This is a genomic window from Pseudonocardia oceani, assembly GCF_019263585.2.
Taxonomy (GTDB): Bacteria; Actinomycetota; Actinomycetes; order Mycobacteriales; family Pseudonocardiaceae; genus Pseudonocardia; species Pseudonocardia oceani.
On sequence record NZ_JADQDF010000001.1, the window covers coordinates 3,165,173 to 3,191,237 of the forward strand.

Sequence of the window (26,065 nt, forward strand, 5' to 3'; positions counted from 1 at the left end):
CTCAGCCCAGGCCGAGGGCCGCGGGCGCGGCGGGGTCGGACTCGGTGAGGAAGGTGGCGGTGCGCTCGGCCTCGTCGCTCTCCCCGATCGCGACGGCGGCGCGGTGCAGGGCGGCGAGCGCGCGCAGGAAGCCGCGGTTGGGCTCGTGCGACCACGGCACCGGGCCGAAACCCTTCCAGCCGTTGCGCCGCAGCATGTCGAGGCTGCGGTGGTAGCCGGTGCGCGCGTAGGCGTAGCCGGTGATCGTCTCGCCGGCGTCGAGCGCGTTCTCGGCGAGCTGCGCCCAGGCGATGGCCGACGTCGGGTGGTCGGCGGCCACCTTCGCGGGGTCGGCGCCGCCGTCGAGCTCGGCGGCGGCCGGGTCGACCGGGAGCAGGGTGGGGTCGGGTCCGAGCAGGTTGCCGTGCAGCGTCATGGCCCCATCCTGCCCGCTCGTCCCGCGGGCCGGCACGCCAGTGGTCGTGCCGGGGGATCAGTCGTCGTCCCCGTCGGCCCGGTCGGCGGCCGCCTCGGTCACGGTGCGGACGTCGACGCTGCCGAACGCGCCGGAGGTGTCGACGGTGATCTCGGGGCCGGTGCCCGTGCCGGCGCAGGCCGCACCGCAGTCGACCGAGCCGAACACCACCGCCCCGTTCGTGACCACCCGGGCGTCGTCGGGCACCACGACCTCGGTGCCGGAGAACCGGAACCCGAGTTCGACGCGGTCGTCGCCGGGAGCCACGGCGATCGTGCGGCTGCTGAACACCGCCGCGCCGTCCTCGCGGCCGAGGAGCTGCCCACGCCCCACAGCACCGCCGCCCCGGCGACGAGGACGCCGAGCAGGCGGCCGGCGCGGCGGGCCCACGACGGCACGTCCGCCGACCGTCCGACGGCGACCGGTCCGCGGACCGCCGCGGCGCGGCGGGGAGGTCGGAGGTGAGTGCGTCCAGGTCGGCCTGCGTCCGGGCCTCCCCAGGCCTTCGCCGAGCGCTCCTCGTGCTCGGTGAGGGCCAGCCGCCCCTCGTCGGCCTTCCCTACTTCAGCTTCTGGCCCGTCGAGCGCAGGTTCTCGCAGGCCAGCGTCACGCGCTCGGCCATGTTGAGCTCGGCCGCCTTGAGGTAGGTGCGCGGGTCGTAGGTCTTCTTGTTGCCGACCTCGCCGTCGACCTTGAGCACGCCGTCGTAGTTGCTGAACATGTGGCCCGCGATCGGCCGCGTGAACGCGTACTGGGTGTCGGTGTCGACGTTCATCTTCACGACGCCGTAGTCGAGCGCCTCGTGGATCTCCTCGATGAGCGAGCCGGAGCCGCCGTGGAAGACCAGGTCGAACGGCTTGGCGCCGGCGTCGAGCCCGAGCTTGGCGATCGCCACCTCCTGGCCCTGCTTGAGGATCTCCGGGCGGAGCTTGACGTTGCCCGGCTTGTAGACGCCGTGCACGTTGCCGAACGTGGCTGCGAGCAGGTAGCGGCCCTTCTCGCCGGTGCCCAGGACCTCGACGGTGCGCTCGTAGTCGCCGGGGGCGGTGTAGAGCTTGTCGTTGATGTCGTTCGCGACGCCGTCCTCTTCGCCGCCGACGACGCCGATCTCGACCTCGAGGATGATCCGCGCCTTGCCCGCGAGCTCCAGCAGCTCGGCGGCGATGGAGAGGTTCTCCTCCAGCTCCACCGCGGAGCCGTCCCACATGTGGCTCTGGAACAGCGGGTTCTCGCCGCGGTCGACCCGCTCCTGGCTGATCGCGATCAGCGGGCGGACGAAGCCGTCGAGCTTGTCCTTGGGGCAGTGGTCGGTGTGCAGGGCCACGTTGACCGGGTAGTGCTGCGCGGCGACGTGCGCGAACTCGGCCAGCGCCGTCGCGCCCACGACCATGTCCTTGACGCGGGTGCCGGACAGGAACTCCGCGCCGCCCGTCGACACCTGGATGATGCCGTCGCTCTCCGCCTCGGCGAAGCCGCGCAGCGCCGCGTTCAGGGTCTCGCTGCTCGTCACGTTGATGGCGGGGTAGGCGAACCGACCGCTCTTGGCGTTGTCCAGCATCTGGTTGTAGATCTCGGGCGTGGCGATAGGCACGGGTGTGGCCCTCCTCGACGTTGACCGGTGCGCGTGTTCGGACGCAGTATCGCGCACTAGTCTGGGGCCCGTGGCTGCCGACGGGATCGAGCGCGCCGTCGAGCAGACGCTCAGCGGCCTGCGCAGGCTCGACCCCGTCCCGCCCGCGCCCGCCCCGAACGCCCCGCTGACGCTGGCCGACCTCTACCGCGACCACCGCGTGCGGCTCGTCCGCCTCGCCGTGCTGCTCGTCGACGACCCGGCCACCGCCGAGGACGTCGTCCAGGAGGCGTTCGCCGGCCTGCACCGGCACTGGTCCGGGCTGCGCGACGAGGCCGCGGCCGTCGGGTACCTGCGCACGGCCGTCGTCAACGGGTCGCGGTCGGTGCTGCGCCGCCGCCGCACCGCGCGCGAGTACGTTCCGCCCCACCAGGTCAACGCCCGCTCGGCCGAGTCGCTCGCGATGCTGTCGGCCGAGCACCAGGCCGTCGTCGACGCCCTGTCGACGCTGCCCCCGCGCCAGCGCGAGGTCCTCGTGCTGCGCTACTACGGCGGGCTGAGCGAGGCCGAGATCGCCGACGCCACCGGGATCAGCCGCGGCACCGTCAAGTCGACGGCGAGCCGGGCGCTCGACGCGGTGTCGCACGTGCTGCGGCCGAAAGGGGCGCCGTGACCGCCGACCCCGAGCGCCGGCTCGCCGAGGCGCTGCGCGCGCAGGCCCGCGGCGGCGGGCGGCCGATGATGCCGCCCCGGGGCGAGCCCGAGCCGGCGCCCGGGATGTCGGTGCGCACGGCGCTGCTGCTGGCCCTGCTCGGCGGCGCGATCCTGGGCACGGTGCTGGCGCTGCTCTCGCTCCTGACGCCGGGGCTGCTGCCGGCGCTGGGCTGAGCGCCGGGCCGCTCCGCGAGCGGGGTCCGGGCGCTGCGCGGGCTGGCTCCGGAGCCGGGCCGACCTGCCGGTACCGTCACGTCCCGTGACGACGACGCTGGCCCTGGGCCCGGAGTGGCTGCAGCCCGATGCGATCATCACCTGGCTGGGGCCGTGGGCGCTGGTCGGGCTGGCGCTCATCGTGTTCGCCGAGTGCGGCCTGCTGCTGGGGTTCTTCCTCCCCGGTGACTCCCTGTTGTTCACCGCGGGGCTGTTCGTCGCGCAGGGGGCGATCCAGTTCCCGCTGTGGCTGGTCTGCGCGCTGCTCGTCGTCGCCGCGTTCGTCGGCAACGTCATCGGCTACTACATCGGCCGCGCCGCCGGCCCCGCCGTGTTCGACAAGCCCGAGTCGCGGCTGTTCAAGCCCAAGCACGTCGCGCGCACGCAGGAGTTCTTCGACAAGTACGGCACCCGCGCGATCGTCCTGGGCCGGTTCGTGCCGATCGTGCGCACGTTCATCACGGTCATGGCGGGCGTCGGCCGCATGGACGCGCGCCGCTACTTCACCTACTCGCTGTTCGGCGGCGTGCTGTGGGCCGCGGGCGTCACGGTGCTGGGGTTCTGGCTCGGCCAGTTCCAGTTCGTGCGCGACAACATCGAGCTCATGCTGCTGCTGATCGTGTTCCTCTCCGTGGTGCCGATCGTCATCGAGATCGTCCGCGCGCGGCGCACCCCGGGGGTGCACGCCCGCTGATCCGGTCGAAGGAGCGGTCGCCGAGCGCGCAGCGGTCGGGAAGTGACCGCAGGCCCGGCCACGCTGGGTCCATGACCAGCACCGCGCGCCCCGTCGGCCTGCACCTCTACCTCGCCTACCGCGACGCCCCGGCCGCCCTGCGGTGGCTGGAGGCGGCGTTCGGGTTCGTCACGATCAACGAGATCCCCGACGACCGCGGCGGCGTCGCGCACGCCGACCTGCGCCGCGACGACGCGGTGGTCGTGGTGTTCAGCGACGACGGCGCCGGTTACGACCGGCCCGCCCCGCGCGGCGAGACCACCGGCCGAGGGGCGTACCTGAGCATGCCCGACGAGGCCGCGGTCGACGCCGTGTTCGCGACGGCGGTCGCGGCGGGCGCCACTGCCGTCTGGGAGCCGGCGGCGTCGGACTGGAACCACCGCTGCCGGGTGCTCGACCCCGAGGGCCACGAGTGGACCTTCGCCACCCTGCGGCCCGGCGACGAGGCCTACTGACGGTCGCGGAACAGCGCCAGCGTGGCGGGGAGCTGGCTGTGCAGCGGGTGCGGCAGGTCGTCGAGGGTGAACCAGCCGAGCTCGTCGAACTTGTCCGGCTCGCCGAGCGCCACCCCGGCCGGATCCACGCGGACGGCGTGCACGACGGCCACCCAGTGCGCCACCGGGTCGCCGCGCAGGACGTTGCGCACGCCGATGGCCTCGATCGCGACGGGCTCGGTCGCGTACTCCTCGCGCACCTCCCGCGCGACGGCCGCGGCCAGCTCCTCGCCGTGCTCCAGGGCGCCGGCGCCGGAGTCCCAGGTGCCGGGCTCGTCGCGGGCGCCGGGGCCGCGGCGGGCCAGCAGGATCCGGCCCTCGGCGTCGTGGCAGACGAAGACGCAGGAGACGGCGGGAGCGGTCAGCGGATCGGCGGGCACCACGTGATCCTAGGCGGCGGGCGTCGCGTCCCTCGTCGTGCGAGCCGCGCGGCCCGGAACTGTCGGGGGTCGGCCCTACCGTGCCCGCATGAGCACCGAACGCTTCATCCACCAGGTCGACCAGTACGACGCGTGGCAGCGCGAGACGATCCGCGGCCACGGCTGGGCGCTGCAGGCGGTGCTCGGCGAGGAGGAGTCGCCCCCGTTCGTCTACACGATCGGGCTCTACGGGTTCGGCCATCCCGAGCTCATCCTCTTCGCGACGTCGCAGGCCACCGCGGCCACGGTGCTCAACGACCTCGGCGAGCTGGTGCGCGCCGGCCGCATCCTGGAGCCGGGCGAGCGCGTGGCCCTGCCCAGCGGCGGGGTGCACCTGCTGGCGTTCCCGGAGTCCGAGCACCGGCTCCACGCCGCGCACGACCTCTACGGCGGCAGCGTGCCCGCGATGCTGGTCGTACCGGCCGACGACCTGGTCGACACGCCCGGCGAGGACGGTCCCTGCGCGTTCTGCCGCTGAGCCCCGCTACCAGGCGGCGTCGAGGTCGGCGTGCTGCCGGATCCAGGCGTGCATGGCGATCCCGGCCGCGACGCCCGCGTTGATCGAGCGTGTCGAGCCGAACTGCGCGATCGACACCGTCAGCGCCGCCGCGTCCCGCGCCTCCCCGGTCACGCCCGGGCCCTCCTGACCGAACAGCAGCAGGCACGCGCGCGGCAGGTCGGCGGTCTCCAACCGCTGCGCGCCCGGGGTGTTGTCCACGGCCACGACCGCGAGCCCGCGGTCCCGCGCGTAGACCGCGAGCCCGGACACGTCCTCGTGGTGGTGCACGTCCATGTAGCGGTCGGTCACCATCGCGCCCCGCCGGTTCCAGCGCCGTCGCCCGACGACGTGCACCCCCGCCGCCCCGAACGCGTTGGCCGTGCGCACCACCGTGCCGATGTTGTGGTCGTGGCCGAAGTTCTCGATGGCCACGTGGAACGGGTGCGCCCGCCGCGCGAGCTCCGCGGCCACCGCCTCCCGCCGCCAGTACCGGTAGGCGTCCACCACGTTCCGGGTGTCGCCGTGCTCCAGCAGCTCGGGGTCGTAGTGCTCCCCGCGGGGCCAGGCCTCCGGTCCGCCCGGCCACGGCCCGACCCCCACCTGTCCCGGCACCGCCCACTCACTGGGCCCGCCCCCCTCGTCACCCACCCCCCGATCATCCGCGCCCCCCTCCCCCGGCCCCGAGCCACCCCGCGGCCGGAACCGCACCGCCAGGGTCGCGGCGGGGATGTCGAACGTCGCCCACCGCCGCGTGCCGCCCTCGCCTCCCGCGCGCCGCCCCGGTTGCCGCGCGCGGTTCCTGCTCCCGCGCGCTCCCGGCGGCTCGCGGGAGCTGGGAAGACGCGCGGCAACCGGGAACGCGCGCGGGAGCCGGCATCGGGTGCGGGAGCCGGAGACGTACGGAACCGGGGAGCGCGCGCTGGACCGCGCGGCCGGGTGCGGAGCGGTCGGCGCGGTGCCGCGCGCGCCGCCGCCGCTCGTGCGCATCGGCGGTGATCGCCGGGACCGCACCGTCAGGGTCGTGCGGAGGGCGGTGGTGTCGCACTCCTGACCGTCACCGGTCCCTACGCCGACCGCCGACGACCAGTGCGGACACGCACGAGGGCCTCCCGCCGTGACCTCCTCGTGATAGACGGGTACGCGTCACGGAAAGGCGCGGTGGATCGGCCGGACGGTTGCCGGTGCGTGACGGGTCAGAGACCGAGATCGGGCAGTCCCAGCAGTGCGCGGTAGGCCACGCCCTCCGCCTCGATGGCCTCGCGGGCGCCGGTGTCGCGGTCGACGATCGTGGCGACGCCGACGATCTCGGCCCCGGCCTCGCGCACGGCCCGCACGGCGGTGAGCACCGAGCCACCCGTCGTCGACGTGTCCTCGACGACGAGCACGCGCCGGCCGGCGATGTCGGGGCCCTCGATGAGCCGCTGCATCCCGTGTTCCTTGGTGGACTTCCGTACCACGAACGCGTCGACGGGCGCGGCGTCGGGCTCCACGGCGGCGGCGTGCAGCACGGCGTCGGCGATCGGGTCGGCGCCCAGCGTCAGCCCGCCCACGGCCTCGTAGTCCCAGTCGGCGGTGAGCACCCGCACCAGCCGCCCGACCAGCGGCGCGGCCTTGTGGTGCAGTGTGACCCGGCGGAGGTCGACGTAGTGGTCGGCCTCCAGCCCGGACGACAGCGTGACCTTCCCGTGCACCACGCCGAGCTCGCGCACCAGCGCGGCCAGCTCCGCGAGCTCCGCGCTCGCCTGCGCCGGTGTCGTCACGTGCGGTCCCGGTCGAACGTGGCGGTGATGCGGCGCACGAGTGCGCGCGGCAGCACGTCGACCACCGCGACGATCGCCTTGTACTGCGGGCCCGGGACGGACACGGTCTTCCCCCTCGCGAGATCGGCCAGGGCGTCGGCGACGACCCGGTCGGCGTCGAGCCAGAGCGGTCCGCTCCGCGTGCCGACGTCGATGCCCGCCCGCTCGTGGAACTCCGTCCGCACGTAGCCGGGGCACAGCGCCATCGCGCGCACCCCGGTGCCGTGCAGCGCCGCCGAGATCCCCTCGGTGAACGTCGTGACCCACGCCTTGTCGGCACTGTAGGTGGAGCCGCGGCCCGCCAGGAACCCGGCGACGCTCGAGACGTTGACCACCCCGCCGCTGCCGCGGGCGACCATCCCGGGCAGCGCGGCCCGGGTCAGCGCCAGCACCGACTCGACGTTGACGGCGAGCTGGCGCACGAGGTCCTCGGGCGCGCACTCCAGGAACGAGCCGTGCAGTGCGAACCCGGCGTTGTTGACGAGCAGGTCGACGGGGTCGGCTGCGAGCCGCTCCGCGACGGCGGCGCGGCCGTCGGCGGTGGAGAGGTCGGCCGGCAGCACCTCGACGTCGACGCCCGTCAACCCGCCGGCCGCGGCGTCGAGGCGCTCCCGGTCGCGGGCGACGAGCACGAGGTCGCGGCCCGCGGCGGCGAGCGTGCGGACGAACGCGGCGCCGATACCGGCGGTGGCGCCGGTGACGAGCGCGGTGGGCACCGTCAGCCCCCGGAGTGCGCCGCGCGCTGCTCCAGCGCGGCGGCGACGCCTGCGAGGTCGGCCAGCAGGTCCTGCAGGCGCTCGACGGAGGAGTTCAGCGGCGCCGTGGCGAGCACCCAGGCCTCCTCGGCCCACAGCAGCTCGACGTCGTCGCCGACCGCGTCGGCCGCCGTCGCCAGCTTCTCGGTGAGCAGCGGGCGCACGGCCTCGGCGTCGGCGACGAACGCGTACCGGGCGCCGACCGGCTCGAGCAGGTCGAGGCCGGCGTCGTCGGGGAGCGGGGCCGAGGGCAGGCGCAGCTCGACGGCCGCGGGCACGGGGTTGCGCACCTGCACCGCCGCGAGCACCGAGCTCAGGCGCCCGGCCTGCTCGTGGTCGAACAGGTAGGCCTGGCGCGGGCCGTCGGGCGTGGGGACGTCGCCGCTGATCAGGTTGCGGGCGACGCCCGGCCCGCCCTGGTGGATCGTGCCGTAGCGCCAGCGGCTGGGGAGGACCGGATCGCTGTCCAGGTACTCCCAGCCGCGGGCCGCGGCCCACCGGCGCCGGTCGCGGGTGCCGCCGCCCTCGGACCGGGCGCGGTCGAGGACCAGCAGCCCGATGCCGACCAGCAGCGCGATCACCGCGATGACGAACCACACGCCCGAGGAGATGCCCACGGCGGCACCCTAGCCCCGCGACCGGCCCGCGCCGGTGATCGCCACGCGCGGGCCGGGGGACCGTCAGCGGGCCGTGACCGGGACGCCCCGCCCGACGATGAGACCGCCGGTGCCGCCGCCGGCCCCGGGATCGAGGTCGACGCGCACGGTGTCGCCCTCGCGGACGTCGCCCGCGAGCAGCTCCTTGGCGAGCTGGTCGCCGATCGCGCTCTGCACCAGCCGCCGCAGCGGCCGGGCCCCGTAGACCGGGTCGAACCCGTTCATCGCGAGCCACTCGCGCCCGGCGTCGGACACCTCGAGGGTGAGCCGGCGCTTGGCGAGCCGGGTGCGCAGCACGTCGAGCTGGATGTCGACGATGTGCGTCAGCTCCTCGGTCGACAGCGCGTGGAAGACCACGACGTCGTCGAGCCGGTTGAGGAACTCCGGCTTGAAGTGGCGCTGCACGGCGTCCATGACGAACGCGCGGCGCGCGGTGTCGTCGAGATCGGCCCCGCCCGCGGACCCCAGGTTCGAGGTGAGCACCAGGATCGTGTTGCGGAAGTCGACCGTGCGGCCCTGGCCGTCGGTGAGGCGGCCGTCGTCGAGCACCTGCAGCAGCGTGTCGAACACGTCCGGGTGCGCCTTCTCGACCTCGTCGAACAGCACCACCGTGTACGGGCGGCGCCGCACGGCCTCGGTGAGCTGCCCGCCCTGGTCGTAGCCGACGTAGCCGGGAGGGGCGCCGACGAGCCGGGCCACCGAGTGCTTCTCGGAGTACTCGCTCATGTCGATGCGCACCATCGCGCGCTCGTCGTCGAACAGGAACGCGGCCAGCGCCTTCGCCAGCTCGGTCTTGCCGACGCCGGTGGGGCCGAGGAACAGGAACGAACCCGTGGGCCGGTTCTCGTCGGCGATGCCGGCGCGGGCGCGGCGCACGGCGTCGGACACCGCGCGCACGGCCTCCGTCTGGCCCACGACGCGCCGCCCGAGCTCGTCCTCCATGCGCAGGAGCTTGGCGGTCTCGCCCTCCAGCATGCGGCCGGCGGGGATACCGGTCCACGCGCTGACGACGTCCGCGACGTCGTCGGGGCCGACCTCCTCCTTGAGCATCAGGTCGGCGCCCGTGGACACCGGGGCCGCCGCCAGCTTCTTCTCCAGCTCCGGGATGCGTCCGTAGCGCAGCTCGGCGGCGCGCCCGAGGTCGCCGTCGCGCTCGGCACGCTCGGACTCCCCGCGCAGCGACTCCAGCTGCTCCTTCAGCTCGCGGACGTCCTCGATCGCACCCCGCTCGTTCTGCCAGCGGGCCGTGAGCGCGGAGAGCGTCTCCTTCTTCTCGGCGAGCTCGGAGCGCAGGGACGCGAGCCGGTCGACCGACGCGGCGTCGGACTCCTTGGCCAGCGCCATCTCCTCGATCTCCAGCCGGCGCACCGCGCGCTCGACCGTGTCGATCTCGACGGGCCGCGAGTCGATCTCCATGCGCAGCCGGGACGCGGCCTCGTCGATGAGGTCGATGGCCTTGTCGGGCAGGAAGCGCGCGGTGATGTAGCGGTCGGAGAGCGTGGCCGCGGCGACGAGCGCGGCGTCGGTGATCCGCACCCCGTGGTGCACCTCGTAGCGCTCCTTGAGCCCGCGCAGGATGCCGACGGCGTCCTCGACCGAGGGCTCGCCGACGTAGACCTGCTGGAAGCGGCGCTCCAGGGCCGGGTCCTTCTCGATGCGCTGGCGGTACTCGTCGAGCGTGGTGGCGCCGACCAGGCGCAGCTCGCCGCGGGCCAGCATCGGCTTGATCATGTTGCCGGCGTCCATCGAGCCCTCGGCGTTGCCCGCGCCGACGATCGTGTGCAGCTCGTCGATGAACGTGACGACCTGGCCCGCGGAGTCGGTGATCTCCTTGAGCACGGCCTTGAGGCGCTCCTCGAACTCGCCGCGGTACTTGGCGCCCGCGACCATCGAGCCGAGGTCGAGCGAGACCACGCGCTTGCCGCGCAGCGACTCCGGCACGTCACCGGCGACGATCCGCTGCGCCAGGCCCTCGACGATCGCCGTCTTTCCGACGCCGGGCTCGCCGATCAGAACCGGGTTGTTCTTCGTGCGGCGCGAGAGCACCTGCACGACGCGGCGGATCTCGGTGTCGCGGCCGATCACCGGGTCCAGCGCGCCGGAGCGGGCGCGCTCGGTGAGGTCGACGCCGTACTTCTCCAGCGCCTGGTAGGTGCCCTCGGGGTCGGGGCTCGTGACCCGCGCCGAACCGCGGACCTGCGTGAACGCCTCGCGCAGCGTGTCGGGCGTGGCGCCGTGTCGCGCGAGCAGGTCGGCCACCTCGCTGGGCGCGGAGGCGAGCCCGACGAGCAGGTGCTCGGTGGCGACGTACTCGTCGCCCATCTCGGTGGCCAGCTGCTGCGCCGCGGTGATCGCGCCGAGCGCGGGCCGGGACAGCTGCGGTGCGCCGACCGTCGACCCGGAGGCCGACGGCAGCCGGTTGCCCAGCGCCGTCAGCTCGGAGCGCACGGCCGCCGGGTCGGCGCCCACCGCCGTGAGCAGCGGCCCGGCGATGCCGTCACCCTGCGCGAGCAGGGCACCGAGCAGGTGCGTGGGGCCGACGTCGGGGTTGCCGGCGAGCGCCGCGGCCTGCGCCGCGGCGGAGATGGCCTGCTGGGCCTTGGTGGTGGGGTTGAACGAGTCCATTCCCTCGGGTCCTCCTGCGTGTCGCTGGGCACCATCGTGCCCGTCGCTGTACCCAACGTCAGGAAAGTTGAGTGTGTTCCGCTCAGCCCTGAGTCGTGCGGTACCGTTCTTACCGGTGTTACTCTTACTTCGTGCGACTCACCAGCAAGGGGCAGATCACGATCCCCCAGCAGGTCAGGCAGGAGCTCGGTCTCGAGCCCGGCGACGAGGTCGACGTCGTCGTGCGGGACGGCGTGGCCACCATCGTTCCCACTACGGGTCCGACCGGACGGGGCCGCCGGATGGTCGAGGCACTGCTCGGTCGGGGCGACGTCGAGCTCTCCACCGACCAGATCATGGCCCTCACACGGGGCGAGGACGAGTGACGGAGCCGGCCACGCTCGTCGACTCGAACGTCCTGCTCGACCTGTTCACGCGGGACGCGCAGTGGGCCGACTGGTCGGGGCGCCGACTGGCCGAAGCCTTCGATCGGGGACCGGTGGTCATCAACCAGATCGTCCAGGCGGAGGTCTCCCTGCGCTTCACGACGATCGAGGAACTCGACGCGGCCCTGTCGAGGCGCTTCGTCCGCGGCAACCTGCCCTGGGCCGCGGGCTTCCTCGCCGCTCGCTGCTTCGCCGACTACCGCCGCCGCGGTGGTACGCGCACCTCGGCGCTCCCGGACTTCTTCGTCGGCGCGCACGCCGCCGTCCTCGGCATGCGGCTGCTCAGCCGGGACTCGGCCCGGTACCGCACGTACTTCCCGACCGTCGATCTCATCTCACCCGAGTAGCCCGCGCGCCTCCTCCCACATCCGCGTCACCACCTCGCCCGCCGGCTCCGGCCGGGCCAGGGCGGCGTTCTGCCCCGCCCAGTGGTTGGCGCGGTCGACCCTGCGGGGCTCGCCGCGGCGCAGGCGGGCGACCATCGCGCGCTGCTCGGGGTAGGGGGCGGGGAGCGGGGCGCCGGGTTCGCTCCACGCCGTGACGTAGGGCGTCGGCGCGGCCCGGGCGAGGCGCCCGGTGTAGGCGCGGGTCGTGACCGTGGCCTCCGGTGCGAGCCCGTCCAGCGCGGCGGACCACTCCGGCGGGATCCCCAGCTCGGGCGTGCGCAGCAGGGCGGTGCCGACCTGCACCGCACTCGCCCCCAGCGCCAGCGCCGCCGCCAGGCCGCGGCCGTCGGCGATGCCCCCGGCGGCGACGACGGGCACGTCGAGGTGGTCGGCCAGGCGCGGGACCAGCGCGAACAGCCCCACCGAGGTGCCCTCCGCGGCGTCCTGGTCGAACGTGCCCCGGTGCCCGCCCGCCTCCATCCCCTGCGCCACGACGGCGTCGGCGCCCGCGTCCTGCGCGGCCAGCGCCTCGTCCAGGGTGGTGGCGCAGGCGAACCAGGCGACGCCGGCGTCGTGCAGCCGCTCGACGTACGCCGGCTCGAACAGGCCCATGATCGACGAGACGGCGGTCGGCCGGGCCGCGAGCAACGCCTCACACTGCTCCGTGAACACCGGCGCGGGCTCGGCGGCCGGGCCCGGTGTGCCGAGGCGCTCCAGGAACGCGGCGGCGGCCGCGACCCGAGCGGGATCGTCGACGGGCTCGTCGGGCACCCACAGGTTGAGCTGGAACGGCCCGTCGGACGCGGCCCGGAACTCCGCCGCCCACGCCGCGATCCGCTCCGGGGAGTCGAGGACGACCCCGGCCGCGCCCATGCCGCCCGCGTCCGCGACGGCCGCGGCGAGCCCGGGCGGGCAGGCCCCGGCCATCGGGGCGGACAGGACCGGCACCCGGAGGCCGTACCGGTCGCAGAACTCGGCCACGCGCGTCGGAGTCATGCGCCCGTCCTACACCGCGGGGCCGGTGACGGGAAGGGCGCCCGGCGGCCGTGGCCATACTGGGGACGTGCCCGACGACGCCCTGCTCACCAGCCTGCTGGCCGCGGTCGACGCCTCCCCCGACGACGTGCCGCTGCGACTGCACGTCGCCGGGCTGCTCGCGGAGCGCGACCGCCTCCCCGAAGCACTCGCGCAGGTCACCCACGCGCTGGGCCGCGCACCGGGCGACCCGGGGGCCGTCGCGATGCTGCGGCGCCTGACGGCGGCGATCGCCCGGCCCGTGGAGCCGCCGCCCACCCCGCCGCCCACCCTGCCGGCCACCCCGTCGACCGACGGGTTCGACTGGCAGCAGGCCGAGTCCCAGGTCGGGGACGTGCCCATCCCCGAGTTCGCGCACGAGCCGCACCCCGACCCGGTCACCGAGGACGTCGAGCGGCCGACCCTGCGCCTGGCCGACGTCGGCGGGATGGAGCACGTCAAGCAGCGCCTCGAACTGGCGCTGCTTGGCCCGCTGCGCCACCCCGAGATGGCGAAGGCGTTCGGTACGAGCTCGTCGGGCGGCCTGCTGCTCTACGGCCCGCCCGGCTGCGGCAAGACCTTCATCGCCAAGGCGGTCGCGGGGGAGATGGGGGCGGCGTTCTACGAGGTCGGCATCTCCGACGTCCTCGACATGTACACCGGCTCCAGCGAGCGCAACCTCTCCGCGGTCTTCGACGCCGCCCGCCGCAACGCCCCCTGCGTGCTGTTCTTCGACGAGGTCGACGCTCTGGGGCAGAAGCGCTCGCACCTGATCCACTCCTCGAGCATGCGCAACACCGTCAACACGCTCCTCGCCGAGCTCGACGCGGACCGCAACGAGGGTGTGTTCGTCCTGGGGGCCACCAACCACCCGTGGGACGTCGACAGCGCGCTGCGCCGCCCCGGGCGCTTCGACCGCATGCTGCTCGTCCTGCCCCCCGACGCCCCCGCGCGCGCCGCCGTCCTGCGCCACCACATGCAGGGCCGTCCCGCCGACGGGGTGGACCTCGAGCGGATCGTCCGCGCCACCGAGCACTTCTCCGGGGCCGACCTCGCCCACCTGTGCGCCACCGCCACCGAGCGTGCGCTGGCCGACTCGGTGCGCACCGGCACCCTGCGCCCGATCGGCCGGGCCGACTTCGACGCCGCGCTGCGCGAGGTCCGCCCGAGCACCGGGCCGTGGTTCGCCACCGCGCGCAACGTCGTCGCGTTCGCCAACACCGACGGCAGCTACGACGACCTGGCCGCCCACCTCAAGCAGAACCGCACGCTGTGAGCGGTGCCGCGGTGCGGGTGGCGCAGCTGCGGGCGCTGCGCCGCCTCGACGACGCCGAGCGCGTCGCCCGCGAGGCGCTGGCCGGCGACCCGCAGGACCCGGCGCTGCTCACCGAGCTCGCCGCAGTCCTGCTCTCGGCCGCGCGCGACGCCGAGGGGCTCGCCGTCGCCGACGCCGCGGCGGCCGTCGCGCCGCAGGACGAGCGCGTGCACCGGATCCGCGGGGTGCTGCTCGGGCGGCTCGGGCGCCACGCCGAGGCGCTCCAGGCCGGGTACACGGCCGTCAGCATCGCCCCGAACGAGCCGTTCGCCGCGCTCGGCTACGCCACGGTCCTGCAGATGGCCGGGCGCCTGGACGACGCGCAGAGTGTCGCGCTGCGGGCGGTCGAGCTCGCTCCCGAGGAGCCCTCGGTCCACCTGCGCCTGGCCGACATCGCCTCCGACCGCCGCGACGGCGCCACCGCGCGCCGCGCCTACGCCGAGACGCTGCGCCTGGACCCCGAGAACGCCGCCGCCCGCCACGACCTCGCCGTGCTCGACCTGCGGGCCAACCGCCCGGCCGACGCGCTGCGCGGGCTCGTCGAGGCCGGCGCGATGGACCCGACGCAGCCGCTGGTGCTGCGCAACATCGGCGCGGTGGTCTGGCGGCTGGCGTGGGTGCTGCGGATCGTGCTGGTGGTGGCGGTGTTCGTCGTCGCCGGTGCCGCGGGGCGCGACCTGGCGGAGCCGTCGGGGGGCGTGCGGGTCGTCGCCGGGATCGTGCTGGCCGTCGTCGCGTTCGCGTCCTGGCGCACCGTGCGCGACCTGCCCCCCAGTACCCGTCCGGCCACGCTGGCCGCGGTGCGCGCCGACCGCCCGCTCGCGTTCACCTGCGTCGCGCTGGCGGTGTGCGTGCTGCTGGTGGTGGCCGTGGCCGTCACCGGGATCGGGATCCTCGCGGTGCTGGTGTGGATGGTGCTGGCGCTGCTCGCCGTGATCGGCGTCGTCGTGGGGCTGACGCGGCGCGGGCGCGACCGCCGCTGACGTGGGGCTACCGGGTGTCCTTCGCCCCGAAGTAGTCGCCGCCCTTGCGGGCCGGGTCGTCGGTGCCCCACGACCGGCGCACCGGGACGCGCTGCATCTGCGGGATGTGCTTGCGGCAGTGCACGTAGGCCTCCTCGACGTGCACCACCACCCAGCGCTCCGGGCGGCGGCCCGGGGCCGGGTCGTGCGGCACGCCCGGGCGCTCGGCGTGGAAGTCGGCGTCCTCGACGATCCGGGCCGTGCCGTTGACGTGCAGGCCGATCCGGTCGCGCTCGAAGTCGAGCATGAGCAGGCCGACGTGCGCGTTCTCCGAGATGTTGCCCAGGCTCGCGTGCACGCCGTTGCCGCGGTACTCCGGGTAGGCCAGCGTGCGGTCGTCGAGGACGGCGAGGAACCCGGGCGGACCGGAGCGCAGGGACGCGTCGCACTCGCCGCCGGCGTCGGACGTGGCGACGAACACCATCTCCATCCGCCGGACGAAGTCGACCATCGCGGGGAGCAGCCGGCCGCGCACCTGCTCGGCGTAGAACCGGTCGGCCCGCTCCTCGGTGCCGTAGGCGCACTGGAGGGCGTGCTCCCCCTCCGACCCGGGCTTCTGCGGTGGCTCCACCGGCGCGGACACCTCGGACGGGAGGCCCGTCGAGCGGCGGAGCGTGGCGGAATCGCGGGGCGTCACATCCCCACCGTGCCATCCGCGCGCCCCTCCCGTCACGTACGGGGGACTCCGGCGGGTGGTGTCACCCCCCTGTCCGTGCCTTAGGCTGACTCGTTAGCACCCCGCGTCACCGCTCCCCGACGCAGGACCCGCGAGTAGAGAGAGCCGGCCCCCAGATGACCGCTGAACAGTTGCTCACCGCCGATCTGCCCTCGGTCGGTGAGTCCCGCAGCGAGGCGTCGGGGACGGTCGAGGTCATCCGGTCGAGCTGGGCCGTGGTCGAGCCGCAGGCCGAGAACGTGGGCCGGCACTTCTACGCCACGCTGTTCAGCCGCGCCCCCGAGACGCGCGACCTCTTCCCGGTCAACATGGAGGTCCAGCGCAGCCGCCTGCTGCGCGCGCTGGTCCACGTCGTGCAGATGGTCGACCAGCCCGACGACCTCGTGCCGTTCCTGGAGCAGCTGGGACGCGACCACCGCAAGTTCGGCGTGCTCACCCAGCACTACGACGCGGTCGGGTTCGCGCTGGTCTCGGCCATCCGCGAGTTCGCGGACGACGCGTGGACCCCGCAGGTCGACAAGGCGTGGAACGACGCCTACCGGATCGTCGCCGACGCCATGCGCACCGCCGCGCAGGCCGAGCGCGGCCCGGCGTCCTGGCTAGGCCGGGTCGTGGGGCACGAGCGCAAGGGCTGGGACCTCGCCGTCATCACGGTGCAGACCAGCGAGCCGATCCCCTACCGGGCCGGTCAGTACCTCTCGGTCGAGACCCCGCAGCGCCCGCGGCTGTGGCGCTACCTCTCCCCGGCCAACGCCCCCCGCCCTGACGGCACGCTGGAGTTCCACGTCCGCGCCGTCAACAGCGGCTGGGTCAGCCGTGCGATCGTCGCGCACTCGCGGGTGGGCGACACCTGGCGCATCGGCCCCCCGATGGGCCGGATGAGCATCGACAAGGAGTCCGACCGCGACCTGCTGATGATCGCGGGCGGCACCGGTATGGCCCCGCTCAAGGCGCTGCTGGAGGACCTGGCGGCGCAGCCGAAGCGGCCGCGCACGCAGGTCTTCGTCGGCGGGCGGTCCTGGGAGGACCTCTACGACTTCGCCGCGCTGCGCAAGCTGTCGTACTCCAACAACTGGCTCGACGTGATCCCCGTCGTGGAGTCCGACGAGGACGAGACGGGCGCCGAGCACGGCACGCTGGCCGACGTCGTCACGCGCTACGGCGCCTGGGCCGACCACGACGTGCTGGTCTGCGGCTCGCCGTCGATGATCCGGGCCACGGTCTCGCGGATGCTGGTGGCGGGCACGCCGCTCGACCGCATCCGCTACGACCCGTTCACGATGGACTGAGACCTCGCGATGGACCGCGCCCGACCGCCGTTCCGGGCGGGCTCACTTCCGCGGTTTGGGCCGCCACACGACGAGCGCCTGGTTGCGCTCCACCGGCACCAGGTCGCGCCGGTAGGAGGCGTGCACGCTCGCCGCGGTCTGCTCCACCGCCGCGCGGGCGGCCAGCAGCTCCCGCGCCTGCTCCTCGAGCCGGGTGCGCAGGTCGTCGACGAGCTGCTCGAGCTCGATGATCCGCTTGATCCCCGCGAGGTTGACGCCCTCCTCCTGGGAGAGCCGCTGCACCTCGCGCAGCAGCGCGATGTCGCGCGCCGAGTAGCGCCGCCCGCCGCCGGCCGACCGGCCGGGGCTCACGAGCCCCAGCCGGTCGTAGCTGCGCAGCGTCTGCGCGTGCAGCCCGGCCAGCTCCGCGGCCACCGAGATCACGAAGACCGGCTGGTCGGGGGAGGTGCCGGGCGGCAGGTTCATCGCGCGCCCCGCAGCAGCTCGGAGCGGGGGTCGAAGTCCTTCGTGGCCTCGGCGTAGGCCTGCAGGGCCTCGGTGGCGGTGTCGTCCAGCGAGGAGGGCACCGCGACCTCGACGGTGACCAGGAGGTCGCCCTTCGAGGTCTTGCGCTCCACCCCGCGCCCCTTGACGCGGAACGTGCGGCCCGACGCCGTGCCCGGCGGGATCCGCAGGGACACCGTCGACTCCAGCGTCGGCACCGTCAGCGTGCTCCCGAGCACCAGCTCGGGGTAGGTGACGGGCACGGTGAGCGTCAGGTCGTCGGCGTTGCGGGTAGAGCGCCCGAACAGCCGGTGCGGCGTGACGTGCACCGTGACGTAGAGGTCGCCCGCCGGGGCGCCGCCCCGGCCGGGCTCGCCCTGGCCCTTGAGCCGCACCTTGTTGCCGTCGGCCACGCCCGCGGGGACGCGGACGGTGATCGACCGGGTGCGGGTGCTGACGCCGTCGCCGCCGCACTCGGGGCACGGGTCGTCGATCAGCCGGCCCGTGCCGCGGCAGTCACGGCAGGGCTCGGAGAACGCGAACGCGCCCTGGCTGCGGCTGACCAGGCCCACACCGTCGCAGGTGGGGCACTGGCGCGGCGTGCTTCCCGGCTTCGCGCCCGTGCCGCCGCAGCGCTCGCAGCGGCCCGGCGAGGAGAGCCGGATCGGCACGTCGGCGCCGCGAACGGCCTGGACGAAGTCGATGCGCAGCTCGGTCTCGACGTCGGCGCCGCGCCGGGCCCCGGTGGTGGCCCCGCCGCGCCGCCCCCCGGCCTGCTGGCCGAACAGACCGCCGAAGATGTCGCCGAGACCGCCCGCCCCACCCGCGCCCTGCTGGGCGAAGATGTCGTTCAGGTCGAAGCCCTGGGCGCCGCCGCCACCGGGGAAGCCCCCGCCGCCGAAGCCGCCGGGGATGCCCCCGCCGGCGAACAGCGCGCGCGTCTCGTCGTACTCCTTGCGCTTCTTGTCGTCCGAGAGCACCCCGTAGGCCTCGGACACCGACTTGAAGCGGGCCTCGGCCTTCGGGTCGCCGGGGTTGGCGTCCGGGTGCAGCTCGCGGGCGAGCTTGCGGTACGCCTTCTTGATGTCCTCGGCGGGGGCGTCGGACGAGACGCCCAGCTCACGGTAGAAGTCCTTCTCGATCCAGTCGCGCTGAGTCATCCCGCCTCCTCTCGACTACTGCTCGGTGCTCTCGGTGCTTCCGGAGTCCCCGGCCGGCTCGGGCTCGGGGTCCCGGGCGGGTGCCTCCGGGTCCGGCGCCTGGTCGACGACGGTGACCATCGCCGGTCGCAGGACGCGGTCGGCGATGCGGTAGCCGCGGCGCAGCACCGACGACACCACCGTGACCGTGGGCCCTGTGACATCACTGCTCTCGTGCTGCACGGCCTCGTGCACCGACGGGTCGAACAGCTCCCCGTCGGAGCCGAACGGCTCCAGGCCCTGCTTCTGGGCCACCGCGACGACCTTGTCGGCCACCGACTTGAACGGGCCGGTGAGGTCGCCGTGGGAGCCGGCGCGGTCGATGTCGTCGAGCACCGTGAGGAGCTCGGACACGAACTGCACCCGGGCCCCCACCAGGACGGACTCGCGGTCGCGGTCGACGCGGCGCCGGTAGTTGGCGTACTCCGCGCTGATCCGCTGCAGGTCGGCGGTGCGCTCCGCGACCTCGGCGGTGAGCTCCTCGACCCGGGGGTCGAGGCCGGTGTCGGTCACGATGACGTCCTCCTCCTCCACGGGGGCCGCGCCCCCGGACGAGTCGTCCCCGCCCGGGGTGCGCACCTCACCGGTGTCCGGGTCGATCCGGCGCCGGTCCCGGACCACGACCCGCTCCTGCTCGGAGTTGCGGTCGTGGTCGGTCACTTCTCGCTCTTCTCCTCGTCGACGATCTCGGCGTCCACGACGTCGTCGTCGGCGTCGGCCTGCGCCTGGGTGCCCTCGGCACCGGGCGCGTCGCCGGCCGCGGCGTCCTGCTGGCCGTACAGCGCCGAGCCCAGCTTCTGCGACTCCGTGGCCAGCTTCTCCGAGGCGGCCTTGATCGCGTCGACGTCGGTGCCCTTGAGGGCCTCCTGCGTCTCGGTGACCGCGGCCTGCACGCCGTCCTTGACGTCGGCGGGCAGCTTCTCGTCGTTCTCCTTGAGGAACTTCTCCGTCTGGTAGACCAGCGACTCCGCCTGGTTGCGGACCTCGGCCTCCTCGCGGCGCTTGCGGTCCTCGTCGGCGTGCTGCTCCGCCTCGCGCATCATGCGGTCGATCTCGTCCTTGCCCAGGGCGGACCCGCCGGTGATCGTCATGTCCTGGCTCTTGCCGGTGCCCTGGTCCTTGGCCGAGACCTTGACGATGCCGTTGGCGTCGATGTCGAAGGAGACCTCGATCTGCGGCACGCCGCGGGGCGCGGGCGGCAGACCGGTCAGCTCGAACATGCCGAGCTTCTTGTTGTAGGCCGCGATCTCGCGCTCGCCCTGGAACACCTGGATCTGCACGGACGGCTGGTTGTCGTCGGCCGTCGTGAAGATCTCCGACCGCTTGGTCGGGATCGTGGTGTTGCGCTCGATGAGCTTGGTCATCACGCCGCCCTTGGTCTCGATGCCCAGGGACAGCGGGGTGACGTCGAGCAGCAGGACGTCCTTGACCTCGCCGCGCAGCACGCCGGCCTGCAGGGCGGCGCCGACGGCGACGACCTCGTCCGGGTTGACGCCCTTGTTGGGCTCCTTGCCGCCGGTGAGCTCCTTGACCAGGGTGGTGACGGCCGGCATGCGGGTGGAGCCGCCGACGAGCACCACGTGGTCGATCTGGCCGACGGAGATGCCGGCGTCCTTCACGACCTGGTTGAACGGGTTGCGCGTGCGGTCGAGCAGGTCGGAGGTGATCCGCTCGAACTCCGAGCGCGACAGCGTCTCGTCGAGGAACAGCGGGTTCTTGTCCGCGTCGACCGTGATGTAGGGCAGGTTGATCGTGGCCGTGTTCTGGCTCGACAGCTCGATCTTGGCCTTCTCCGCGGCCTCGCGGAGCCGCTGCATCGCCATCTTGTCCTTGGTCAGGTCGATGCCCTGGCTGTTCTTGAACTTCTCGACGAGCCAGGCGATGACGCGCTCGTCCCAGTCGTCACCACCCAGGTGATTGTCGCCGTTGGTGGCCTTGACCTCCACGACGCCCTCGCCGATCTCCAGCAGGGACACGTCGAACGTGCCGCCACCGAGGTCGAAGACGAGGATGGTCTGGTCGGTGCCGCCCTTGTCGAGGCCGTAGGCGAGCGCGGCCGCGGTGGGCTCGTTGACGATGCGCAGCACGTTGAGGCCCGCGATCTGGCCGGCCTCCTTGGTGGCCTGGCGCTGGGCGTCCTCGAAGTACGCGGGGACGGTGATCACCGCGTCGGTGATCTCCTCACCCAGGTAGGACTCGGCGTCGCGCTTGAGCTTCTGCAGCACGCGCGCGCTGATCTCCTGGGCGGAGTACTTCTTGCCGTCGACGTCGTCGGTGGCCCAGCCCGTGCCGATGTGGCGCTTGACCGACCGGATCGTCCGGTCGACGTTCGTCACGGCCTGGTTCTTCGCCGACTGCCCGACGAGCACCTCGCCGTTGCGGGCGAAGGCCACCACGGAGGGGGTGGTGCGCGCACCCTCCGAGTTGGCGATGACCGTCGGCTCGCCGCCTTCCAGGACGGCGACGACGGAGTTGGTGGTCCCGAGGTCGATCCCGACCGCACGAGCCATGGTTTTTGCCTCCGTGATGTGGTGCTTGCGTTGGTTCGACTCAAGTCTGCCACGGGCTGTCCACTCGGGGTTGAGTGGCCCGCGCTCAACTTGCTCAGTCGTGCCAACGGACGGGGGCGGGGAGTTGTTCCCGGCGGCTAGAGCGGTTCCGCGGGGCGGGGCGGGACCCGCCCGCCCGACACCCGGGGCAGCGGGTCGTCGACGGGGGCCAGCACGCGGTGCGACGCCGGGTCGGCGACGGGCTCGTCGCGGGCGTCGCGGTACTCGAGCTCGCCGTCGGGCCCGAGGTCGGCGACGTAGCCGACGGCGGCGAGCTGCTCCTCGTCGAGGTCGGTGAGCCGCTCCCAGCGGCTGGGGACGACCCGGAAGTCGGGCCAGGGGAGGTCGCCGTAGGCGTCGTGCAGGTCGGCCAGCAGGCCGACGAAGACCTGCTGCCAGCGCAGCGGCATCGACTGGGCCAGCGACCGCGGCACGACGAGGTGGTCCTCGGTGGCTCCCCGGGCGGGGCGGTCGAGGTAGTCCGCCACCGGCGTCGTGGAGGCCGGGGCGGGGGGATCGGTGGGCATCGCTTCTCCTGCTCCGTGCGACGTGCCCCTCCACTGTCCCAGCCCTCCGCCGGACGTGCCCGCGGCAGGCCCCCGTGCGCCATGCTGGGCGCATGACCGCAGGGCTGCCGGGTCGCGACCGCGAGCTCGCGGCCCTGCGCGGCCGGCTCGCCGCCGCCGTCGCGGGCCGCGGCCGGCTCGTGCTGGTCCGGGGCGAGGCGGGCATCGGCAAGACCCGGCTCGCCGCGGAGCTCTCGCGGGCGGTGCCGGACGTCGCGGCGGTGTGGGGCCACTGTGCCGAGACCGACGGCGCACCGCCGTTCTGGCCGTGGCACCAGGTGCTGCGCGGGCTCGGCGTCGCGCCGCCCGCGGTCGCTCCGGCGGACTCGGCGCAGGACCGCTTCCACGCCGTCGACGCCGTGGCCACCGCCGTGCTGGCGGGCGCCGGCGCGCGACCGCTGCTGGTCGTCGTCGACGACGTGCACTGGGCCGACGAGTCGTCGCTGCTGGTGCTGCGCCACCTCGCGGACCGGGCGCCGGGCGTCGCACTGCTGCTGGTCGCCACACTGCGCGACCCCGTGCCGGAGGGTTCGGTGGCCCGCGCGGTGGCCGACCTGCAGCGGGCGCCGGAGGCGGAGAGCGTCGAGCTGGGCGGTCTGGACGTCGAGGACGTCGGACGCCAGCTCGCGGCCCTCGGCGCCGCGGGGGCCGGCGCCGCGCGGGTGCACGACACCACCGGGGGCAACCCGTTCTTCGTGCGGGAGGTGGCCCGCGCCGTCGTCGACGGCACCTGGACCCCGGGCGCGGTTCCGGGCACCGTGCGCGACGCGGTGCAGGCGCGGGTGGAGCGGCTCGCGCCGGAGGTCGGCCGGTTCCTGCGGGCGGGTGCGGTGCTCGGCAGGCGGTTCGCGCCGACCGTCGCCGCGGCCGTGCTCGGTGTCGCGGTGGCCGACGTCCTCGGTGCGGCCGACGCCGCGGTCGCGGCCGGGCTGCTCGTCCGCGGCGGTGCCGGCGAGCTCCGCTTCTCCCACTCGCTCACCCGCGACGCCGTGCGCGCCTCGATCCCCACCGGCGAGCTCGTGGTGCTGCACCGTGCGGCCGCCGAGGCGCTGGAGGCGCACTGGGCGGGGGAGGTGGAGGAGCACCTGCCCGAGCTGGCCTGGCACCGCCTCGCACTGGCGCCCTACGGCGAGGCGGAAGCCGCCCGCGAGTGGGCGCTGCGCGCGGCGGAGGCGTCGGTGCGCAGGCTGGCGCCGGAGGAGGCCGTGCGGCTCCTGCGCGCCGCGGCGGCGGTGCCCGCCGCCTGGCCCGGTGAGGAGGCGCACTGCCGCGCCCGCCTCGACCTCGCGCGGGCCTGCGCGCTGGCCGCCGACCTCGACGGATCGGTGCAGGCCGCGGTCGCGGCCGCCGACCTCGCCCGGTCGGCGGGCCGGGCGGACCTGCTCGCCGAGGCCGCGCTCGCCGTCGAACCGGTGCCCGACCCGGCGATCTCCGCCGTCCTGGCCCGGCTCGGGGACGAGGCGCTGCGCGCGGTGGACGACCACGGCGACCCGGCCCTGCGGGCACGGCTGCTGGCTCGGCGCAGCCACCTCGCCTTCTACGCGGGTGACCACGAGCTGACCCGCGGTGCCGCGGCCGCCGCCGTCGACCTGGCCCGGGGCACCGGCGACGACCGGGCGCTGGTCGCCGCCCTGCGCGCGCGGCACGACGCCTGCCCCGGACCGGCCGGGCGCGCCGAGCGGCTCGCGCTCGCGGCCGAGATGCTCGCCGCGGCCGACCGCGCCGCGGACCCGCAGGCGGCGGTGTGGGGCAGGCTGTGGCGCATCGACGCCCTCGTCGAGGTCGGCGGCATCACCCGTGCCGCCGACGAGCTGGCCCCGCTGGCCGCCGATGTCGGACGCGTGGGCGGGCCGGTCGGCGCCTGGCACCTCGACCGCGTCACCGCCTGCGTCGCCCAGGCCGAGGGGCGCTTCGCCGACGCGGCGCAGGCGGCCGCCCGGGGGTACGAGCGGATGCGCCGGATCGAGCCGCCGTCGGCGACCGGGGTCTTCCTCGCCACCCAGTGGGTGCTCGCGCGGCACGTCGGCACGTCGGTTGAGGGCCTCGCCCTCGCCCGCGCCTGGGTGGAGCCGCCGCCGCGGTTCCGGACGATGGGCCGGGTGTCCCGGGCGTACCTGCTGCTGCAGGCCGGGGCCCCCGACGAGGCGGCCGCGCAGTTCCAGCGGGCCGGGCCGCCGTCGACGTGGTCGTGGCCGGTGTTCTTCGTCGCCCCGGGATCGGTGCTGGCCGTGCTCGTGGCGATCGGGCTGGACCGGGGGGAGGAGCTGGCGGCGGGGCTGGTGGGGCTCGAACCGTTCCGCGGCGAGCACGTCGTCGGCAGTGGGGTGAGCTACTGCGGGCCCGCCGAGCTGACGCTGGGCCTGGGGGCGCTCGCGCAGGGCAGGCTCGACGACGCGGTGGCCGACCTGGAGGTCGCGGTGGCGTCGTGCGAGCGGGCCGGGGTCCCCGCCTTCCTCGCCGAGGCGGGGCACCACCTGGCGGTCGCGCTGACCGCCCGCGGCGGGCCCGGCGACCGCGACCGGGCGCGGCGTCTCGCCGCCGGCAGCGACCGGCTGGTGCGCGCGCTCGGGATGGCGGCGCTGGCCGGCGCGAGCGCCGACCTCGTGCGCCGGCTCGGCCCCGGCGACGGCGGGCTCTCGCCGCGGGAGGCCGAGGTCGCCGCTCTCGTGGCCGAGGGGCTCGCGAACCGGCAGATCGCGGAGCGGCTGGTGATCTCCGAGCGGACGGCGGGCAACCACGTCGCGCACATCCTGACCAAGCTCGGGTTCACCTCGCGCAGCCAGATCGCCGTGTGGGCGGCGCGGATGAGCACCGCGATGAGCGTTCCGGCTCATGACCCGCCGCCGCCGCGCTCCTAGCGTTCCCGCACGGCGTCCGAACCGGTCGCCGGAGGAGCAGCCAGGAGGCCGCCATGTCCTACGTGACCGTCGTCGACGACTCGCCCGCCGGCTCGATCGAGAACCTCGACCGGCTCATGACCGAGATCCTCCCCGACCCCGACGGGCTCGCCGCCCGCTACGCGGGGGTGGTCGGCGGAAAGCTGTGCATCGTCGCGGTCTGGGACTCCCGCGAGCACGCCGAGACGTTCATGGAGCGCGATCTGGGTCCCGGCCTGCGGCAGCTGCTCGGCTCCGCCGCCCCGACCACCGCGCCGACGTCGGTGGGCATCGAGGTCGAGCACAGCTGGGCGCGCTGATCAGGCCCGGTTGGGGGTGGTCCCCGGGCGGGTCGCGACGGGCACGAGCTCGCGGAACTCGTAGGGCACCGGCCGCACGCGCACGAACTCCCCGGTGTAGGGCGCCTCCACCATCTGCCCGTCGCCCATGTAGAGGGTGACGTGGTGGATGGTGCGGGGGTCGGAGGGGTCGGTGGCGTAGAACAGCAGGTCACCGGGCTGGGCCTGGTCGATCGGCACGTGCCCGCCCGCGTAGAACTGCTGGCGCGACACCCGCGGCAGGTTGATCCCCGCCGCCTGGAACGCGCGCAGCATCAGCCCCGAGCAGTCGTAGCGGTCGGGCCCGGTGCCGCCCCACAGGTAGGGCTTGCCCACCTCGGCCAGCGCGAACGCGATCGCCGTGCCCGCCGCGCCCTCGGCGAGCACCGCGGTGCGCCCGCAGCCCGCCGGGTCGGCGACGTCGGCCAGCCCCTCCACGAGCTCGGCGGCCAGCCCCTCCCACTTGGCGTAGGCGTCGGGGAACGCCGAGCGCTGCACGGTCTGCGCGGCCACGGTGACGGGCATCGTGTCCCAGCCCGGCACCTCCAGCAGCCGCTCGATGAAGATCGTCGTGCTGTAGACGGGGTCGGTGACCTGGGCCGGGCTGCCCCAGCCCTGCGACGGGCGCTGCTGGAACAGCCCGAGGGAGTCACGGTCCCCGTAGTCGATGTTGCGCAGCGTCGACTCCTGCATCGCCGTGGCCAGCGCCACCAGCCAGGCGCGCGGCGGCGCCCCCATCTCCCGCGCGACGCCGATGATCGTGGCCGCGTTGGCCCGCTGCTCCTCGGACAGGGTGTCCGCCGTGGCGCCGGCCCGGCCCGACGCCAGACCCACCCCGCCGCGCAGCCCGGCGTCGCAGGCGAACGAGGAGGTGGCGGACCGCCCGCCCCCGCCGTTGACGGTGAACGCGATCAGGCTGACGACGAGCACCAGGCCCAGCGCCGCGAACACCGCCACGGCGGGCACGAGCAGGCGCATCGGGCGGAGCAGGCGCAC

29 protein-coding genes are annotated in these 26,065 nt (G+C 74.7%); 12 read left to right on the plus strand and 17 right to left on the minus strand.

The genetic code is table 11. The annotated features are described in order from the left end of the window. Position 1: 1 nt before the first annotated feature. The 3 genes from I4I82_RS15890 to fbaA form a co-directional block, all read right to left on the minus strand. Entirely contained in the window at positions 2 to 415 is a 414-nt protein-coding gene (locus tag I4I82_RS15890; protein ID WP_218593162.1) for a DUF3151 domain-containing protein, read from the minus strand. Between the two features lie 57 nt (positions 416 to 472). After that, entirely contained in the window at positions 473 to 745 is a 273-nt protein-coding gene (locus I4I82_RS15895; RefSeq protein WP_218593161.1) for a hypothetical protein, read from the minus strand. A gap of 268 nt (positions 746 to 1,013) precedes the next feature. Beyond that, positions 1,014 to 2,045, minus strand: coding sequence for a class II fructose-bisphosphate aldolase (fbaA, locus tag I4I82_RS15900; RefSeq protein ID WP_218593160.1), 1,032 nt, complete (start codon positions 2,043 to 2,045; stop codon positions 1,014 to 1,016). Between the two features lie 70 nt (positions 2,046 to 2,115). On the opposite strand from fbaA, the gene I4I82_RS15905 reads away from it, so the two are divergent. The 4 genes from I4I82_RS15905 (at position 2,116) to I4I82_RS15920 (ending at position 4,139) form a co-directional block, all read left to right on the plus strand. After that, positions 2,116 to 2,697, plus strand: a complete 582-nt coding sequence (locus tag I4I82_RS15905; RefSeq protein WP_226370083.1) for a SigE family RNA polymerase sigma factor — start codon at positions 2,116 to 2,118, stop codon at positions 2,695 to 2,697. Then, positions 2,694 to 2,912 carry a hypothetical protein gene (locus tag I4I82_RS15910; protein ID WP_218594574.1) on the plus strand — a complete coding sequence of 73 codons (219 nt, stop codon included), beginning with the start codon at positions 2,694 to 2,696 and terminating at the stop codon, positions 2,910 to 2,912. The genes I4I82_RS15905 and I4I82_RS15910 overlap by 4 nt, the downstream gene beginning before the upstream one ends. A gap of 85 nt (positions 2,913 to 2,997) precedes the next feature. Then, positions 2,998 to 3,645: a DedA family protein gene (locus I4I82_RS15915; protein ID WP_226370084.1), complete on the plus strand. Its 648-nt coding sequence runs from the start codon at positions 2,998 to 3,000 to the stop codon at positions 3,643 to 3,645. A gap of 71 nt (positions 3,646 to 3,716) precedes the next feature. Then, positions 3,717 to 4,139, plus strand: a complete 423-nt coding sequence (locus I4I82_RS15920; protein WP_218594573.1) for a VOC family protein — start codon at positions 3,717 to 3,719, stop codon at positions 4,137 to 4,139. Here I4I82_RS15920 and I4I82_RS15925 read toward each other — a convergent pair. Further along, positions 4,133 to 4,558: an NUDIX domain-containing protein gene (locus I4I82_RS15925; protein WP_218594572.1), complete on the minus strand. Its 426-nt coding sequence runs from the start codon at positions 4,556 to 4,558 to the stop codon at positions 4,133 to 4,135. The two genes, I4I82_RS15920 and I4I82_RS15925, sit on opposite strands and share 7 nt — an antisense overlap. 88 nt (positions 4,559 to 4,646) lie before the next feature. On the opposite strand from I4I82_RS15925, the gene I4I82_RS15930 reads away from it, so the two are divergent. Beyond that, positions 4,647 to 5,075 carry a DUF4262 domain-containing protein gene (locus I4I82_RS15930; protein ID WP_218594571.1) on the plus strand — a complete coding sequence of 143 codons (429 nt, stop codon included), beginning with the start codon at positions 4,647 to 4,649 and terminating at the stop codon, positions 5,073 to 5,075. Between the two features lie 6 nt (positions 5,076 to 5,081). Here I4I82_RS15930 and I4I82_RS15935 read toward each other — a convergent pair whose 3' ends face one another. From I4I82_RS15935 to clpB, 5 genes are all read right to left on the minus strand, one after another. Further along, positions 5,082 to 5,744, minus strand: coding sequence for a TrmH family RNA methyltransferase (locus tag I4I82_RS15935; RefSeq protein WP_226370085.1), 663 nt, complete (start codon positions 5,742 to 5,744; stop codon positions 5,082 to 5,084). Positions 5,745 to 6,289: 545 nt separating this feature from the next. Then, positions 6,290 to 6,856 carry an orotate phosphoribosyltransferase gene (gene pyrE / locus I4I82_RS15940; protein WP_218593933.1) on the minus strand — a complete coding sequence of 189 codons (567 nt, stop codon included), beginning with the start codon at positions 6,854 to 6,856 and terminating at the stop codon, positions 6,290 to 6,292. After that, on the minus strand, positions 6,853 to 7,611 hold the full coding sequence (locus I4I82_RS15945; protein ID WP_218593932.1) for an SDR family NAD(P)-dependent oxidoreductase: 759 nt from the start codon (positions 7,609 to 7,611) through the stop codon (positions 6,853 to 6,855). The genes pyrE and I4I82_RS15945 overlap by 4 nt, the downstream gene beginning before the upstream one ends. Positions 7,612 to 7,613: 2 nt before the next feature. Beyond that, positions 7,614 to 8,267, minus strand: a complete 654-nt coding sequence (locus I4I82_RS15950) for a TtfA family protein (RefSeq protein ID WP_218593931.1) — start codon at positions 8,265 to 8,267, stop codon at positions 7,614 to 7,616. Between the two features lie 63 nt (positions 8,268 to 8,330). Continuing rightward, positions 8,331 to 10,931 (minus strand): ATP-dependent chaperone ClpB, encoded by a 2,601-nt coding sequence (gene clpB / locus I4I82_RS15955; protein ID WP_218593930.1) that lies wholly within the window; start codon positions 10,929 to 10,931, stop codon positions 8,331 to 8,333. A gap of 131 nt (positions 10,932 to 11,062) precedes the next feature. Between clpB and I4I82_RS15960 the strand changes: the two genes are divergently transcribed. Next, positions 11,063 to 11,296, plus strand: coding sequence for an AbrB/MazE/SpoVT family DNA-binding domain-containing protein (locus tag I4I82_RS15960; RefSeq protein ID WP_218593929.1), 234 nt, complete (start codon positions 11,063 to 11,065; stop codon positions 11,294 to 11,296). After that, positions 11,293 to 11,703 (plus strand): type II toxin-antitoxin system VapC family toxin, encoded by a 411-nt coding sequence (locus I4I82_RS15965; protein ID WP_218593928.1) that lies wholly within the window; start codon positions 11,293 to 11,295, stop codon positions 11,701 to 11,703. Before I4I82_RS15960 ends, I4I82_RS15965 begins: the two co-directional genes overlap by 4 nt. Here I4I82_RS15965 and I4I82_RS15970 read toward each other — a convergent pair. Further along, positions 11,692 to 12,738, minus strand: a complete 1,047-nt coding sequence (locus tag I4I82_RS15970) for an NAD(P)H-dependent flavin oxidoreductase (RefSeq protein ID WP_218595833.1) — start codon at positions 12,736 to 12,738, stop codon at positions 11,692 to 11,694. The genes I4I82_RS15965 and I4I82_RS15970 overlap by 12 nt on opposite strands. Before the next feature lie 67 nt (positions 12,739 to 12,805). On the opposite strand from I4I82_RS15970, the gene I4I82_RS15975 reads away from it, so the two are divergent. Next, complete coding sequence (locus I4I82_RS15975) at positions 12,806 to 14,032, plus strand: ATP-binding protein (RefSeq protein ID WP_218595834.1); 1,227 nt, start codon at positions 12,806 to 12,808, stop codon at positions 14,030 to 14,032. Beyond that, positions 14,029 to 15,054 (plus strand): tetratricopeptide repeat protein, encoded by a 1,026-nt coding sequence (locus I4I82_RS15980; protein ID WP_218594111.1) that lies wholly within the window; start codon positions 14,029 to 14,031, stop codon positions 15,052 to 15,054. The genes I4I82_RS15975 and I4I82_RS15980 overlap by 4 nt, the downstream gene beginning before the upstream one ends. 7 nt (positions 15,055 to 15,061) lie before the next feature. On the opposite strand, the gene I4I82_RS15985 is transcribed toward I4I82_RS15980, so the two are convergent. After that, positions 15,062 to 15,664, minus strand: coding sequence for a pyridoxamine 5'-phosphate oxidase family protein (locus I4I82_RS15985; protein WP_308112793.1), 603 nt, complete (start codon positions 15,662 to 15,664; stop codon positions 15,062 to 15,064). A 221-nt stretch (positions 15,665 to 15,885) separates the two neighbouring features. Between I4I82_RS15985 and I4I82_RS15990 the strand changes: the two genes are divergently transcribed. Continuing rightward, complete coding sequence (locus tag I4I82_RS15990) at positions 15,886 to 17,058, plus strand: globin domain-containing protein (protein WP_218594113.1); 1,173 nt, start codon at positions 15,886 to 15,888, stop codon at positions 17,056 to 17,058. A 42-nt stretch (positions 17,059 to 17,100) separates the two neighbouring features. Here the strand turns inward: I4I82_RS15990 and I4I82_RS15995 are convergent, their stop codons facing one another. The 5 genes from I4I82_RS15995 to I4I82_RS16015 all read right to left on the minus strand — a co-directional run bounded on the left by I4I82_RS15995 (position 17,101) and on the right by I4I82_RS16015 (position 21,816). Further along, the gene (locus tag I4I82_RS15995; protein ID WP_218594114.1) at positions 17,101 to 17,523 is read right to left on the minus strand and encodes a heat shock protein transcriptional repressor HspR; all 423 of its coding nucleotides are present in this window, start codon (positions 17,521 to 17,523) and stop codon (positions 17,101 to 17,103) included. Continuing rightward, entirely contained in the window at positions 17,520 to 18,701 is a 1,182-nt protein-coding gene (dnaJ, locus tag I4I82_RS16000) for a molecular chaperone DnaJ (protein WP_218595835.1), read from the minus strand. Before dnaJ ends, I4I82_RS15995 begins: the two co-directional genes overlap by 4 nt. A gap of 15 nt (positions 18,702 to 18,716) precedes the next feature. Further along, entirely contained in the window at positions 18,717 to 19,400 is a 684-nt protein-coding gene (gene grpE, locus I4I82_RS16005; protein WP_218594682.1) for a nucleotide exchange factor GrpE, read from the minus strand. Further along, positions 19,397 to 21,250 (minus strand): molecular chaperone DnaK, encoded by a 1,854-nt coding sequence (gene dnaK, locus I4I82_RS16010; protein ID WP_218594683.1) that lies wholly within the window; start codon positions 21,248 to 21,250, stop codon positions 19,397 to 19,399. Before dnaK ends, grpE begins: the two co-directional genes overlap by 4 nt. 137 nt (positions 21,251 to 21,387) lie before the next feature. After that, positions 21,388 to 21,816, minus strand: a complete 429-nt coding sequence (locus I4I82_RS16015; protein WP_218595836.1) for a hypothetical protein — start codon at positions 21,814 to 21,816, stop codon at positions 21,388 to 21,390. 92 nt (positions 21,817 to 21,908) lie between these two features. On the opposite strand from I4I82_RS16015, the gene I4I82_RS16020 reads away from it, so the two are divergent. Beyond that, complete coding sequence (locus tag I4I82_RS16020; protein ID WP_218595837.1) at positions 21,909 to 24,713, plus strand: ATP-binding protein; 2,805 nt, start codon at positions 21,909 to 21,911, stop codon at positions 24,711 to 24,713. Between the two features lie 53 nt (positions 24,714 to 24,766). Then, positions 24,767 to 25,051 carry a hypothetical protein gene (locus I4I82_RS16025; RefSeq protein WP_218594818.1) on the plus strand — a complete coding sequence of 95 codons (285 nt, stop codon included), beginning with the start codon at positions 24,767 to 24,769 and terminating at the stop codon, positions 25,049 to 25,051. On the opposite strand, the gene I4I82_RS16030 is transcribed toward I4I82_RS16025, so the two are convergent. Then, positions 25,052 to 26,065, minus strand: a complete 1,014-nt coding sequence (locus I4I82_RS16030) for a C40 family peptidase (RefSeq protein WP_226370086.1) — start codon at positions 26,063 to 26,065, stop codon at positions 25,052 to 25,054.